Here is a 13,467-nt window from a genome sequence, read left to right as displayed (position 1 = left end):
TTCCTCAGTAGTCGGGCTCGAAGTCGAGCAGGGATTCTCGTCCTGGCAATTCGGCCAACACGGCGCGCTTGAAGTCGTCGTCGGCCTTGCTCCAGGCGATGATTTCGTCGAGCGTGCGCAAACAGCCTTCGCACAAGCCGCTGTTGCGGTTCATCTTGCACAGGCTGACGCAGGGCGACGGCACCGGCGAGGGGAGCGGAACGGCTGGCGGAGGTGGGGGAGCGACCATCATGGAGCGGCATCGGTAAACGTGTAGGCTTTCATTATGCCGCGAAACGGCGCCGGCGAGTCGGCGGCATCGCCGTGCAATGTTTCTGTAAGTATATTTTCCAGAGTGAAAATGATCAAAAACACATCTTCGGGAAATTTATTTTGCGCTGCCTTCTCACTCTGCGGGTGCCCGTCCTACAACACGATCCGGCCAAATCCTGCTTGACTTGCGATACTACACAACTATACTACCATCCATACAGATGGCAAATGGATGCCACGTGGAGTTTTTGGAGAGATATGGCCAAGCAAGACAGCAAGCCCAAAATTGGGGAATCCGAGAAAATCACGATCAACCTCGGCTTGATCGACCTGGGGCAGATCGATTTGCTGGTTCAGGAGGGATTTTATTCCAACCGCACGGATCTGATCCGTACGGCCATACGCAACCAGCTGGGTATCCACGCCGACGTGGTGAAACAAACCGTCGCCCGTAAAAGCCTGGTATTGGGCATGCAGCATTATTCGCGCGCCGACCTGGAGGCGATCCAGGCAGCCGGCCAGCGCCTGCAGATACAGGTGCTGGGACTGGCCAGTATCGCCAGCGATGTCTCCGTGGAACTGGCACTGGCCACCATCGAGTCGATTTTCGTATTAGGTGCCCTGCACGCCAGCACCGTCGTCAAGACGGCGCTCGCAGGGCGAATTCACTAGCGTATTGGTTTGCGGCGATGACCCGGCCGATGCGCGGCACCGTTAAGGATGGTCATGAAACTACCTGTCAACATGCTGGCGCAGATGCGCGCCGCAACCCGTAATCTGATGGGCAGCGGTCCCGCCGCCGCCACCGAAGCAATCCAGCAGGCGCTGTCCGCCGCCGGCCTGGCGCCGCAGGCGGCAGCCACGCAAGCGCCGCCCATGCGTGATATCAATCCGGCACCGGCGCAGGCCCGGGCCGAGCCGCCGCAAGCTGACGCCGTACCACCCACGCCCGCGCAGGCGGCGCAGGACTTCGCGCAGGATTTCATGGCGCGCCTGGGCGTGCCGGCCGGCCTGGGCCAGCACAGCTTCGACATGCCCAGCTTCGAGCTGCCGAATTTCCACCCGCCCGGCTTCAATACGCCCGCCGCCACGCCGGTCGATGTGCCGGCCGGCGCCCAATTCATCGACGGCGTGTACCGCAACCATGCGGGCACGCGCTCCTACAAGCTGTATATCCCCAGCAGCTACCACGGCCAGGCCATGCCGCTGATCGTCATGCTGCACGGCTGTACGCAAAATCCCGACGATTTCGCCGCCGGCACGCAGATGAATGCGCTGGCCGAAGAAAAGGAGTGTTTTGTCGTCTACCCGGCGCAAACGCAGGGCGCCAACAGTTCGCGCTGCTGGAACTGGTTCAACGCCATCGACCAGCAGCGCGACCAGGGCGAGCCGTCGCTGATCGCTGGCATCGCCCGCCAAGTGATCGACGAATATCCTGTGAATGAACGCGAAGTGTTCGTCGCCGGCCTGTCGGCGGGCGGCGCCATGGCCGTCATCGTCGGCACCTTGTACCCGGATCTGTTTGCCGCCGTCGGCGTGCATTCTGGCCTGCCCTTCGCCTCGGCGCAGGACTTGCCGTCGGCGCTGGCCGCCATGAAGGGCGGCGCCATGCCCAATGCCCAGCGCAAGGCGCCGGCCAGCGGCGTGCCCATCATCGTTTTTCACGGCGACCGCGACACCACCGTCAACCCGCGCAATGGCGATGAACTGATCGCCCAGGGCGTGCGCAGCCAGGCGGGCGGCAAGGCGGCCAAGGCCGCATCCATCGACGGCAGCGTGCCGAACGGCCACCGCTACACGCGTACCACGCACAGCCAGGCCGATGGTTCGCCACTGGGCGAGCACTGGGTCATCCACGGCGCCGGCCATGCCTGGTCCGGCGGCAGCCATAACGGCAGCTATACGGACGGCAAAGGGCCGGACGCCAGCCGCGAGATGCTGCGCTTCTTCAAGACTGTCAGCTGAGGTTCTCGGTGTAGGGCGCGATCTGGCGCTGCTTGTCGGCGATCTCGCACACGCCGTCCGCATAGCGGTGGGAGATGGCGATGAACTGGTCCTGGATCTGCAAAAAGGCGTCGACGATCTCGGCGTCGAAATGCGAGCCGCGTCCTTCGACGATGATCCGCACGGCCTGCGCATGGTCCATGCCCTGCTTGTAGATGCGACGGCTGATCAGGGCGTCGTACACGTCGGCCAGCGCCATCAGGCGCGCCGAAATCGGGATGGCTTCGCCGGCCAGGCCTTGCGGGTAGCCGCTGCCATCCCACTTTTCATGGTGGCTGTAGGCGATCTCTTTCGCGTACTTGAGGAAATCGACTTCGATGCCCAGCTCGTGCTCGGCCGCCAGGATGGCGTCGCGCCCCAAGGTGGTGTGCGTCTTCATGATGGCCATTTCATGCGGTTCGAAACGTCCCGGCTTGAGCAGGATATGGTCGGGGATACCCACCTTGCCGATGTCGTGCAGCGGCGCCGTCTTGAACAGCAGTTCGATATTCTTGTCCGTCAAAAAATCGCGGAAACGCGGCAAGCCCCGCACCTTCTCGGCCAGCGCCTTCAGGTAATGCGAGGTGCGGCGGATATGGTTGCCCGTCTCGCTGTCGCGCGTCTCGGCCAGCGACGCCATGGCGTGAATCGTGACGTCCTGCAGCGCCGCCACTTCCTGCACCCGGCGCTCCACTTCCGTTTCCAGGTAATGATTCTGGTCGCGCAAAAAATCCTGCATCTGCTTCATCGCCAGCTGCGTCCTGATGCGCGCCAGTACGATGGGCGCTGAAATCGGCTTGGTGATGTAATCGACGGCGCCCAGGGCCAGGCCCAGCTGCTCGTCCGCCACTTCACTCATGGCCGTGACAAAAATCACGGGAATGCCGGCCGTGGCGGGATCGGCCTTCAGCGCGCGGCACACGTCGTAGCCGCTCATGCCCGGCATCATGATGTCGAGCAGGATCAGGTCGGGCTGGTCGCTGCCGGCGGCGATCTTCAGGGCCCGCTCGCCGTTCACGGCGATCTTGGTGCGGTAATCGTCTTCCAGCACCGCGCGCAGCAGGTCGATATTGTCTGGCGTGTCGTCGACCACCAGGATGGTTGGCTTGCTTGCCGGCGCTCTCATGCCCGTCCTTCGCTCTGCATAGTTATCCTTGTCACAGTGTCAGCTCCAGCGCATCGGCCACCTCGCCCAGCTGCGCCAGCGCACCTTCGAAATCGTATTGTCCCAGCATGCGCTTCAACTGGCGCGCGTGTTCCGCCTGCCCGGCCGCGACCAGCACGGGGCCGATGCCGTCGAGGTGCTTGACGGCCTGCGCATCGTCCTGCTGCAGCAGCTGCGACAGCTCGCGCAAGCCCGCTTCCAGCTGCGCCCGGTCCACCGGCGCCACGTGCGCCACCGCCGCGCCGCCCGCCTCGGCCGCATTGCCGCGCGACTGCATCGCCAGCACGATCTTCGGCACCAGCTCGTCGAGCGCCAGGGTGCAGGCGGCCAGCGCCTGCGGCAAGCCGTCGTGCGAGCCCAGGCTGAGCAAGTGCTCGACCCGCGCGGCGCTGTCGGCCAGGCCGCCGGCGCCGATATTGCCGGCCAGGCCCTTCAGGGTATGCGCTTCGCGGATCGCCGTTTCCAGCTGGTTGTTCTCGATGGCGGCAACGATGCGCTGCATCGCGTCGAACTGGGTTTCCACAAAACGCTCCAGCAATTTTCGCATCAAAGCGGCATTGCCGCCCACGCGGCGCATGGCCTCCGCCATTTTCAGGCCGGCGATCACGGGCAGCTCCGCTTCCGGCTGCGCCACCACCGCCGCAACTTCCTGCGGCGTGGCCGGCGCGATCCAGCGCGCCAGGGTGCCGAACAGCTGCGCCACGTCGATGGGCTTGGCGATGAAATCGTTCATGCCGGCGTCCAGGCATTTTTCCTTGTCGCCCACCATGGCATTGGCCGTCATGGCGATCACGGGCAAATTCGAATAACGCGGGTCCTGGCGCAGCTTGCGCGTCGCCTGGTAGCCATCCATCACCGGCATCTGGCAATCCATCAGCACACCGTCATAGGCGTTTTCCTCGATCTTCGCCAGGGCGATGGCGCCATTGCTGGCGATGTCGACGCGGATGCCGGCGTCGTTGAGAATGTGCTGCGCCACTTCCTGGTTCACTTCATTATCCTCAACCAGCAGCAGCCAGGCGCCGCGCAGGGCGCGCTCATCGTCGCGGTAGCTGCTCTGGCGCTGCGTCTTGCGGCTCTGCCCCGTCACGCCGCCAAACACGAACGCAATCTGGTCGAGCAGGGTTGAGGCGCTGACCGGCTTGTTCAAGACGCCGTCGAGCGGCAAGTCGCGCTGGCGCGCCGCTTCCAGCAGCGCTTCGCGATGGAAGGCCGTGACCATGATGCAGGCCGGCGTCGCATCGATGCCGGCGGCATCGGCGCGGATGCCGGCCAGGGTATCGAGGCCGCTCATGCCCGGCATTTTCCAGTCCATCAGCACCAGCCCGTACGGGCGTCCCTCGGCGCGCGCCTGCGCCACGGCGCCGATGGCCAGCGCGCCGCCAAGCACGGCGCGCGCCTCGAAACCGAGCGCCGTCAGCATGCTGACGAAGATTTCACGCGCACTGGGGTTGTCGTCGACCACCAGCACGCGCAGGCCATGGAATTGCTGTGGCAATAGCAAATTATCGCGCGGCACGGCAGCCAGGCCGAAGCGGGCCGTGAAGAAAAAGGTGCTGCCCACGCCCGCTTCGCTGACCAGGTCGATCTCGCCTTCCATCATTTCCACCAGGCGCTTGCTGATGGTCAGCCCCAGGCCCGTGCCGCCATGGTGGCGCGTGGTGGACGTGTCGGCCTGGGTGAAGGCCTGGAACAATTTGCTGCGCTGGGGCGGCGTGAGGCCTATGCCCGTGTCGCGCACGTCCACGCGCAAGACAGCCGCATGTTCTTCCAGCTGCTGCAGGCGGATGGTGACGACGATCTCGCCCTTCTCCGTAAATTTGATGGCGTTGTTGGTCAGGTTGATCAGCACCTGGCCCAGGCGCAGCGGGTCGCCCTGCAAGGCGTTCGGCACGTCGGGGGCGATGTCGAACAGCAGTTCCAGCCCCTTGTCCTGGGCGCGCATCACGGACAGGTCGGCGATCTGCGCCAGCACGTCCTCGAGGAAGAAATCGACTTTTTCAAAGGCCATCTTGCCCGCTTCGATCTTCGAGAAATCGAGGATGTCGTCGATGATGGCCAGCAGGTTCTTCGACGCCGATTCCACCTTCTCCAGGTAGTTGCGCTGGGTCGACGTCAGTTCCGTCTGCAGCGCCAGGTGGGTCATGCCGATGATGCCGTTCATCGGCGTGCGAATTTCATGCGACATATTCGCCAGGAAGTCCGACTTCATCTTGGTCGCATCCTCGGCCACTTCGACGGCGTGGCGCAGGTCCTGCTCGACGGCGAGGCTGGTGCTCATGTCCTTGAGCGCCTGCAGCAATTCGCCCGTCTCGTCGCGCGACGTCACTTCGATGACGGAACTGAGGTCGCCATTGGCCACGCGCGTGGCGATCGCCACCGCCTCGCCCAGCGGACGCGTGATCGAGCGCGCCGACCAGGCAAAGGCCAGGCCCGTCAGCAAGGCCGCCAGGCCGATGCCGCCCATCAGCAGCAGCGAGGTGCCGATGTCGTTGCGTATCCTGGCCGCGCTGTCGCGGATCAGCTGCTGCTGCAGGTCGTCGAGCTGGCCCACGTACAGCAGCACTTTTTCCAGCACCGGCAAGGTCTGCGTCTGTATGGCCTGCTCGGCGCGGGCATCCTCGCCGCGCTCGACCAGTTCGAACATCGCCTTGAGCGAAACATAATAGTCGGCGCGCGCCAGGTGCATCTGTTCCAGCAGGCGCCGTTCCTCGGGCCGTGCATCGAGGCCGTCGAGGATGCGCACCTGCTCATCGATGCCTTGCTTGATCGCTTCCAGGCGCGCCTGGTTCGCCTGGCGCAGCGCCAGCTCGTGCTGGTTCGGCAGGTTGCCGATGCGCGTGGCCGCCTCGCGCGCCAGCCCGTGGATCTTGCTGGTGGCCTTGGCGGCGACCCAGTCGCGCTGCAGGATATCGTCGGTCTCGGCGCGGATGGCATAAATGCGGCTGCCGGACAGGACGATGACGACCAGCATCAGCACGATCAACATGGCATAACCGGCATTGATGCGCACGCCGATACTGATATCCCTGAAGCGCATAACTTTCCTATAAGAAATTCTTGAAAATCGAAGTCTGACCGTATTCCCCTACAAAATGCAAGGTCTTTTGCAAAGGAAAAAGCGTGCCGATGCGCTTATTTGGCCGGCATTGCTGCCGGGCGCGTCAAGCTGGCGATATGGGCTTGCAGGCAGGCGGGGCACCAGCAGCCCACGGCGGCGCTGCCGGGCACGGGAACGGCCGGCGGCAGGGCCACGCACCAGCAGGGCTCCTTGGCGTCCGGGTCAAGCTGGCCACACTGGAAAGTGGCGCCGCACAGGCTGCACTGGCTCATGGCTGTGTGTGAATTGGCAAGTGTGTGTCATGCCGCGCCGGGAGGCGACGCAGATGTAACTGGCAGTAAAAGGGCTGGCTGGGGGGCATATCGGGCCAGACTATAGGATCATCAGGGAAAATACAACAAGATCGCCCTATAATGCCTCCAGGATTTTCTTCTTCCCTGTAAAATCGCACAAATCTATTTTCCGGACTCGCCATGAATCAACTAGCTAACTTGAACCTGGACATGAATGACGACTTGACGGCGGTGTCGCCGCAAATCAAGGCGCAGATTCTGGCCGAGGCCCTCCCCTACATCCGCAATTTCCACGGCAAGACCATCGTCATCAAATACGGTGGCAATGCCATGACGGACGAACGCCTGAAGCACGGCTTCGCGCGCGACGTCATCCTGCTCAAGCTGGTCGGCATGAACCCGGTCGTGGTGCACGGCGGCGGACCGCAGATCGACAACGCGCTGAAAAAAATCGGCAAGCAAGGCACTTTCGTGCAAGGCATGCGCATCACCGATGAAGAAACCATGGAAGTGGTGGAGTGGGTGCTGGGCGGCGAAGTGCAGCAGGATATCGTCATGCTGATCAACCATTACGGCGGCCAGGCCGTGGGCCTGACGGGCAAGGATGGCGGCTTGATCCGCGCGCGCAAGATGCAGATGCCGGACCGCGAACATCCGGGCGAATTCCTCGACATCGGTTTTGTCGGCGAGATCGACGCGATCAACCCGGCCGTCGTCAAGGCGCTGCAGGACGACGCCTTCATCCCCATCATTTCGCCGATCGGTTTCGGCCAGGATGGCCAGGCCTACAACATCAACGCCGATGTCGTGGCGGGCAAGATCGCGGAAATCCTGAAAGCGGAAAAGCTGATCATGATGACCAACATCGCCGGCGTCCAGGACAAGCAGGGCAACCTGGTGACCGACCTGTCGGCGCGTGAAATCGACGAGATGTTCGCCGATGGCACGATCTCGGGCGGCATGCTGCCGAAGATCTCGTCCGCGCTTGACGCCGCCAAGTCCGGCGTGAACACGGTGCACATCATCGACGGCCGCATCGAACACTCATTATTGCTGGAAGTGTTGACCGAGCAGGCTTTTGGTACTATGATCCGTTCGCACTAAAAAAATCGCAATGCATCACAGCGAGTAGTTTGGCGGCGCAGATCACCTGGCGCCGCTTTTAATTTGCCCTTGTAGCTCAGTGGTAGAGCACTCCCTTGGTAAGGGAGAGGCCACGTGTTCGATCCACGTCAAGGGCACCATCGATTTATCCCCGTATCTGAAAAATGTCCATGGCTGCGTTGCCTCGCCTCGCCGTACATTCGTACTGTCTTCGGCTCGGCGCCTTGCCCTGAACACTTTTCATCTACTCTGCCGCGTGTTTTGCGCGGCTGAGCCAGCGCTATCGCTAATACACCCGCTCGACCTTCAAGCCCTTCTGACGCAATAGCTCCGGCACGCTTTTCGTTCCGACCAGATGCAATACGCCGATGGCGGCCAGGCTGGACTTTTCGCGCGCAAGCAAGTTGGCGATGCCGTCGGCCAGGGCCGGGTTGCGGCCATCTAACAACACCTTTTGCACGAACTGCGCGGCGAACGAGGGGTGTGTTGCCGCCTTGGCGGCCAGCTTGTCGAAGGCGGCCGCGTCGGCGTTGCGCCAGGCGTTGGCGATCTCACGCGCTTCCTGGCTTTGTTCCTGCTCTTCGATCGACGCCACGCCGTCTTCCAGGAAGCGGCATTGATCCAGCGGCGACATGGCGCCGAACAGCGCCATCTGGCCTTCCATCGATTCGAGTTCCAGCACGGGGATCTTGCGCGCCTTGGCTTGCTGCGACAGATAATTGTCGACGGCCAGATCGGAGCGGTAGCCAAGCGTGGAAAATTCGCCGATGGCCAGCATGCTGGCCAGCATCCACGGCTTCATCGGCGCCACCGCTTCGGGCGCTATACCGTATTTTTGCAACAGCGGCGCCAGACGCGGCGCCAGGGTCTGGCGGCAATCAGGCGGCACTTTGCTGCCCGGCGCCTCCATGCCGTATTTCAGCACGGCGCTGATGGCCTTGCGCGGATCGGCGCCCGGATCGATCTCCAGCGCCAGCGCGCCGGCGCCTTCCAATGCCCGCGTCACGGTCGGCTCGAGCGGATAAAAGTCGGGCGCGCCGACATGGATGGTACCGAACAGATACAGGGTGTGGCTGGCGTCCTGCACCTTGAACAGGGCGCCGCGGTTTTGCGCCACGGGCGGCGCTTCGGCAAAGGCCGCCGGCAACGGCAGCAAGAATAATCCGCAAAACATCACTATAATCTGGCGTCGCATGGTTTTCCTGATTGTTGAATTTTTCATCCTGCTTATCATCTTGCCTAAAGACTCCCGTGCCTGTGCCCCATCTTAACCGCTCGTCGCCGGTCTGGCTGTTTGACCTCGACAACACGCTGCACAATGCCTCGCACGCCATCTTCCCCACCATCACGGCCAATATGAACACGTATATTGCCCGCGTGCTGGGCGATGGCGTCACGCCGGCCGATGACGCCATCGTCAATGCGGCGCGCGCAGCCTACTGGCGCCGCTATGGCGCCACCTTGCTGGGCATGGTCAAGCATCACCAGGTGCAGGCCGCGCATTTTTTGCACGAGACGCATGCGTTCGACGATTTGCGCGCGATGATACGCGCCGAGCGGGGGCTGGGGGCTTTACTGAAACGCCTGCCTGGCCGTAAAATTTTACTCACCAACGCGCCGCTGCGCTATTCGAGCGACGTGATGCGCCACCTGGGCTTGCGCCGGCATTTTTCACACCACGTCGCCATCGAAGCGATGCATGTGCACCGCCAGCTGCGGCCCAAGCCATCGACCCTGATGCTGCGCAAACTGATGCGCAAGCACCACATCCGCCCTGGCCGCTGCATCCTGGTGGAAGACACCCTGGCCAACCTGAAGGGTGCGAAAAAACTGGGCCTGCGCACGGCCTGGGTCACGCAATACCTGAAAATGGCCGATCCGATCGGCGTGGCGAAGCTGCCCAAGGCGTTAAATCGCCCCGCTTACGTCGATGTCAAAGTAAAATCTGTCCGGCATTTGGCACGCCGCCTTCACCGTCTGCGTTGAAGGGGACTCCTGGGCTTACGGTTGACGCCGGAAGCCGCACCGCTAGCGGCGGTGACGGATATCCCCATCAAGGCAGCATTTTTTTTAACGACAAGAGAAAATATGGCAAGCACACCGCCGGGCCAACGCAGGCTACAAATTCTTCAGGCCCTCGCCGCAATGCTGGAGCAGCCGAAAGGCGAAAAGATCACCACTGCCGCACTGGCGGCCAGACTGACCGTGTCGGAAGCGGCCCTGTACCGCCATTTCGCCAGCAAGGCGCAAATGTTCGAAGGGCTGATCGAATTCATCGAGTCGAGCGTCTTCGGCCTGATCAACCAGATCGCGGAAAAACACAGCGACGGCATGACGCAGACGCGCGACATCATCGGCATGCTGCTCAATTTCGCCATCAGCAATCCGGGCATGACGCGCGTATTGATCGGCGATGCGCTGGTCAATGAGGACGAGCGCCTGCAAGTGCGCATGAACCAGTTCTACGACCGCGTGGAACTGGCGCTCAAGCAGGCCTTGCGCGTGGCCGCCGCCGAAGGCCATGGCAAGGAAAGCGAAGTGGCGGCACGCGCCACCCTGATCGTCGGCTTCGTCATCGGACGCTGGCACCGCTACGCCAAGAGCGGCTTCAAGATCAATCCATCCCAGGAAGCGGCGCTGCAAATCGCCATGCTGCTGGGGTAATTCACCGCCGCGGCTGTCCCATGCACACCGACTGTTTCGCCCTGCTCGACGACGCCAGCACGCCCGGCGCCGGTTCGCGCCTGTACACGGGCCTGGCGGCAGTCTTGCAGTGCACCGAGGGGCAACGGTGGCCGGACCTGCTCGCAGGGCTGCAAGAGGCTTTACAACGCGGCCAGTACGCCGTCAGCGTGTGCAGCTACGAGCTGGGCGCGCATTTGCTGGCCATGCCGCCGCGCGCGGCAGGCATCAACGCGCCGCCGCTGGCGCAAGTGCTCGTCTTCGACCATTGCACGCAGCTGTCGCAGGACGAGGTGGCGCAGTGGCTGGACGCGCGCGTCAGCGCGGACGCCGCGCCGGCCGGCGTGGCCGCTATCCACGCGAACGTGGATCAGGCCGAATTCACGCAGGCACTGCACCGCATCCACGACTACATCGTGGCCGGCGACACCTATCAGGTCAACTACACGTATCGCTTGCGCTTCGACGCCTTCGGCTCGCCCTTGGCCCTGTATGCGCGGCTGCGCGCGCGCCAGCCCGTGCCCTACGGCGCGCTGGTGATGCTGCCCGATGGCGGCGCCCTGCTGTCGCTGTCGCCGGAGCTGTTCGTGCGCCATGCGCAGGGCGAGTTGATGGCGCGCCCCATGAAAGGCACGGCGCCGGCCGCCCCTGCCGAACAGGTGGCAGAAAACGCGCGCCGCGCCAGCGCCCTGGCCCATGATCCGAAGAACCGCGCGGAAAACCTGATGATCGTCGACCTGCTGCGCAACGACATCGGCCGCATCGCCGTCACGGGTTCCGTCAAGGTGCCGGCCCTGTTCGAAGTGACGCGCTACAGCAGCGTGCTGCAAATGACCTCCACCGTGCAGGCGCGCCTGCGCGCCGACGCCAGCCTGGCCGACATCTTCCAGGCCCTGTATCCATGCGGCTCGATCACGGGCGCGCCAAAACGCCGCACCATGGAAATCATCGCCGAACTCGAACCTGCCGCGCGCGGCATCTACACGGGCGCCATCGGCTGGTTCGATCCGCCAGCCGCCGGCGCCGCGCATGCCGTTGGCGACTTTTGCCTGTCCGTGCCGATCCGTACCCTGGCCTTGCAGCCAGCTAGCCCTGACGGCATCCGGCGCGGCGAGATGGGCGTGGGCGCCGGTATCGTCCTCGACAGCTACCCGCACGAGGAATTTGCGGAGTGCCAGCTCAAGGCCCGCTTCCTCACGGGCCTCACGAACGACTTCGAACTGTTCGAGACCCTGCATGCCAGCAGTGCCGACGGTTGCCGCCAGCAGGAACGCCACCTGGCGCGCCTGGCCGCCTCCTGCGCCTATTTTAATTTTGCCTGGGATGCAAACGCTGCCCGCGCGGCACTGCAGACGGCCTGCGCGGCGCGAACCGACGATGCGTCGTTTCGCCTGCGCCTGGCGCTGCGCCAGGATGGCCGGTTGACGACGCAAAGCGGCACCCTCAGCGCCTTGCCGGACACGGTCAACGTCATGCTGGCACCCGACACAACGACTGCCGGCGACCTCTTCCTGCGCCACAAGAGCAGCGTGCGCGCGCGCTATGACGCCGCCTGGCGCGCGGCCGAAGCACAAGGCGGCTTCGACATGCTGTTCTTTAACGAGCGGGGCGAGCTGACCGAGGGCGGGCGCAGCAATGTCTTCGTGAAGCTGGACGGCCGCTGGCACACACCGCCCCTGTCCTGCGGCCTGCTGCCCGGCGTGCAGCGCGCGGCCATGCTGGCCGATCCCGCCTGGAATGCGCAGGAAACCATCATCACGCGCGCCAGGCTGGCACGGGCCGAAGCCATTGTTGTGTGCAATGCGCTGCGCGGGCCGATGCCCGCAAAGCTGGTTATTTGATATCCACCTGCATTTCATAGCCGCCGTAGATCATCCGCTTGCCATCAAACGGCAATTTTTCCGGATCCATCATCTCGGCCAGGCGCGGGTCTTTCATGACCTTGTCGTTGATTTCATCGCGCTTGGCGCGCGACGCATATACGATCCAGGAAAACACCACTACTTCGCCATCCTGCAAGTCCACCGCCTGCGGGAACGACGTCAGCTTGCCCGGCTTGACATCGTCGCCCACGCATTCGCGAAATTCCAGCGCGCCGTACTCTCGCCAGACGGCGCCGCAACTGCGCGACATGGCCAGATAGGCATCGAGCTTGGCTTTCGGTACAGGCACCACAAATCCATCGACATACGCCATGATGTTCTCCTTTGTTGTGACAAACGTGAACAACCAGCTTAGGACAATGATGGCAAGACGACAAGCGCGGCATGAAAAAAAAGCAGGCGATCAAGCCTGCTTGTGTGTTGGCAACTTACAGCGCCAGCGCTTTTTCCACCGCGCCAACGAGTTTCTTGTCGTCCGGCGTCACCTTGCTGGGGAAGCTTTCCACCACTTTGCCGTGGCGGTCGATCAGGTATTTGTGGAAATTCCAGGCCGGGGTCTTGCCCGTCTGCTTGATCAGGTCCACGTACAGCGGGTTCGGCGCGGGGCCGGAGACGACCGACTTCGAAAACATGGGGAACTTCACGCCATAGGTGTTGTAGCAGAAATCGGCGATTTCCTTGCTGTTGCCGGGCTCCTGCTTGCCGAAATCGTTCGATGGGAAGCCCAGCACCACCAGGCCCTTGCTGCCGTACTTCGCGTACAGCGCTTCCAGCCCTTCGTATTGATTGGTAAAACCGCAATAACTGGCCGTGTTGACCACCAGCACGACCTTGCCTGCGTACTGGCACAGGTTTTGCGGCGCCTCGTCCTGCAGGCGGTTGAAGGTCTGTTTCAGAATGGCGGGGCAGGCCGCTGGCGCGGCGGCAGCTGGCGCGGTGTCGGCGGCATGGGCCGGCATGGCCAGGCTGGCGCCGGCGGCAAGGGTGATCAGTGCAAACAGCTGGGCAAGGGTCTTGGACATGAAGGGCACCATGGTTGAACGG

General features: G+C 63.2%; 13 protein-coding genes and 1 tRNA gene. 7 read left to right on the top strand and 7 right to left on the bottom strand.

Features of this window, described 5'->3' with window-relative positions:
* Positions 1–4: 4 nt before the first annotated feature.
* Positions 5–154 carry a DUF1289 domain-containing protein gene (locus tag HWE17_RS03950; protein ID WP_255206103.1) on the bottom strand — a complete coding sequence of 50 codons (150 nt, stop codon included), beginning with the start codon at positions 152–154 and terminating at the stop codon, positions 5–7.
* Between the two features lie 356 nt (positions 155–510).
* On the opposite strand from HWE17_RS03950, the gene HWE17_RS03945 reads away from it, so the two are divergent.
* Together HWE17_RS03945 and HWE17_RS03940 are read left to right on the top strand one after the other, a co-directional pair.
* Complete coding sequence (locus HWE17_RS03945) at positions 511–924, top strand: CopG family transcriptional regulator (protein ID WP_034783786.1); 414 nt, start codon at positions 511–513, stop codon at positions 922–924.
* A 54-nt stretch (positions 925–978) separates the two neighbouring features.
* Complete coding sequence (locus HWE17_RS03940) at positions 979–2,217, top strand: PHB depolymerase family esterase (RefSeq protein WP_255206102.1); 1,239 nt, start codon at positions 979–981, stop codon at positions 2,215–2,217.
* On the opposite strand, the gene HWE17_RS03935 is transcribed toward HWE17_RS03940, so the two are convergent.
* From HWE17_RS03935 to HWE17_RS03925, 3 genes are all read right to left on the bottom strand, one after another.
* Positions 2,210–3,361 carry a two-component system response regulator gene (locus tag HWE17_RS03935; RefSeq protein ID WP_035823533.1) on the bottom strand — a complete coding sequence of 384 codons (1,152 nt, stop codon included), beginning with the start codon at positions 3,359–3,361 and terminating at the stop codon, positions 2,210–2,212. The two genes, HWE17_RS03940 and HWE17_RS03935, sit on opposite strands and share 8 nt — an antisense overlap.
* A gap of 31 nt (positions 3,362–3,392) precedes the next feature.
* Positions 3,393–6,440, bottom strand: coding sequence for a response regulator (locus tag HWE17_RS03930; RefSeq protein WP_176387878.1), 3,048 nt, complete (start codon positions 6,438–6,440; stop codon positions 3,393–3,395).
* Positions 6,441–6,535: 95 nt separating this feature from the next.
* Positions 6,536–6,733 carry a cysteine-rich CWC family protein gene (locus HWE17_RS03925; RefSeq protein ID WP_176387877.1) on the bottom strand — a complete coding sequence of 66 codons (198 nt, stop codon included), beginning with the start codon at positions 6,731–6,733 and terminating at the stop codon, positions 6,536–6,538.
* A 231-nt stretch (positions 6,734–6,964) separates the two neighbouring features.
* On the opposite strand from HWE17_RS03925, the gene argB reads away from it, so the two are divergent.
* Both argB and HWE17_RS03915 read left to right on the top strand, forming a co-directional pair.
* Complete coding sequence (gene argB, locus HWE17_RS03920; RefSeq protein WP_010393729.1) at positions 6,965–7,858, top strand: acetylglutamate kinase; 894 nt, start codon at positions 6,965–6,967, stop codon at positions 7,856–7,858.
* 65 nt (positions 7,859–7,923) lie between these two features.
* A tRNA-Thr gene (locus HWE17_RS03915) sits at positions 7,924–7,998 on the top strand.
* A gap of 146 nt (positions 7,999–8,144) precedes the next feature.
* On the opposite strand, the gene HWE17_RS03910 is transcribed toward HWE17_RS03915, so the two are convergent.
* The gene (locus tag HWE17_RS03910; protein WP_255206101.1) at positions 8,145–9,014 is read right to left on the bottom strand and encodes a TraB/GumN family protein; all 870 of its coding nucleotides are present in this window, start codon (positions 9,012–9,014) and stop codon (positions 8,145–8,147) included.
* Positions 9,015–9,109: 95 nt separating this feature from the next.
* On the opposite strand from HWE17_RS03910, the gene HWE17_RS03905 reads away from it, so the two are divergent.
* The 3 genes from HWE17_RS03905 to pabB all read left to right on the top strand — a co-directional run bounded on the left by HWE17_RS03905 (position 9,110) and on the right by pabB (position 12,381).
* Positions 9,110–9,844 carry a pyrimidine 5'-nucleotidase gene (locus tag HWE17_RS03905; RefSeq protein ID WP_176387875.1) on the top strand — a complete coding sequence of 245 codons (735 nt, stop codon included), beginning with the start codon at positions 9,110–9,112 and terminating at the stop codon, positions 9,842–9,844.
* Positions 9,845–9,946: 102 nt separating this feature from the next.
* The gene (gene slmA, locus HWE17_RS03900; RefSeq protein ID WP_035823524.1) at positions 9,947–10,522 is read left to right on the top strand and encodes a nucleoid occlusion factor SlmA; all 576 of its coding nucleotides are present in this window, start codon (positions 9,947–9,949) and stop codon (positions 10,520–10,522) included.
* Between the two features lie 20 nt (positions 10,523–10,542).
* Complete coding sequence (gene pabB / locus HWE17_RS03895; RefSeq protein ID WP_176387874.1) at positions 10,543–12,381, top strand: aminodeoxychorismate synthase component I; 1,839 nt, start codon at positions 10,543–10,545, stop codon at positions 12,379–12,381.
* Here the strand turns inward: pabB and HWE17_RS03890 are convergent.
* Together HWE17_RS03890 and HWE17_RS03885 are read right to left on the bottom strand one after the other, a co-directional pair.
* Complete coding sequence (locus HWE17_RS03890) at positions 12,374–12,736, bottom strand: DUF1428 domain-containing protein (RefSeq protein ID WP_035823520.1); 363 nt, start codon at positions 12,734–12,736, stop codon at positions 12,374–12,376. The two genes, pabB and HWE17_RS03890, sit on opposite strands and share 8 nt — an antisense overlap.
* A gap of 115 nt (positions 12,737–12,851) precedes the next feature.
* On the bottom strand, positions 12,852–13,445 hold the full coding sequence (locus HWE17_RS03885; RefSeq protein WP_176387873.1) for a glutathione peroxidase: 594 nt from the start codon (positions 13,443–13,445) through the stop codon (positions 12,852–12,854).
* Between the last annotated feature and the right edge of the window lie 22 nt (positions 13,446–13,467).

It is taken from the genome of Janthinobacterium sp. BJB401 (assembly GCF_013372745.1).
GTDB lineage: Bacteria > Pseudomonadota > Gammaproteobacteria > Burkholderiales > Burkholderiaceae_D > Janthinobacterium > Janthinobacterium rivuli.
Note: the sequence above shows the minus strand (reverse complement) of the source record. Positions and strands in the feature narration are given on the sequence as shown.

Coding starts and splice junctions, on each gene's coding strand:
- argB (WP_010393729.1), top strand. CDS start 6,965: ATGAATGACGACTTGACGGCGGTGTCGCCGCAAATCAAGGCGCAGATT.
- HWE17_RS03930 (WP_176387878.1), bottom strand. CDS start 6,440: ATGCGCTTCAGGGATATCAGTATCGGCGTGCGCATCAATGCCGGTTAT.
- HWE17_RS03945 (WP_034783786.1), top strand. CDS start 511: ATGGCCAAGCAAGACAGCAAGCCCAAAATTGGGGAATCCGAGAAAATC.
- HWE17_RS03890 (WP_035823520.1), bottom strand. CDS start 12,736: ATGGCGTATGTCGATGGATTTGTGGTGCCTGTACCGAAAGCCAAGCTC.
- slmA (WP_035823524.1), top strand. CDS start 9,947: ATGGCAAGCACACCGCCGGGCCAACGCAGGCTACAAATTCTTCAGGCC.
- HWE17_RS03925 (WP_176387877.1), bottom strand. CDS start 6,733: ATGAGCCAGTGCAGCCTGTGCGGCGCCACTTTCCAGTGTGGCCAGCTT.
- HWE17_RS03935 (WP_035823533.1), bottom strand. CDS start 3,361: ATGAGAGCGCCGGCAAGCAAGCCAACCATCCTGGTGGTCGACGACACG.
- HWE17_RS03940 (WP_255206102.1), top strand. CDS start 979: ATGAAACTACCTGTCAACATGCTGGCGCAGATGCGCGCCGCAACCCGT.
- HWE17_RS03885 (WP_176387873.1), bottom strand. CDS start 13,445: ATGTCCAAGACCCTTGCCCAGCTGTTTGCACTGATCACCCTTGCCGCC.
- pabB (WP_176387874.1), top strand. CDS start 10,543: ATGCACACCGACTGTTTCGCCCTGCTCGACGACGCCAGCACGCCCGGC.
- HWE17_RS03950 (WP_255206103.1), bottom strand. CDS start 154: ATGAACCGCAACAGCGGCTTGTGCGAAGGCTGTTTGCGCACGCTCGAC.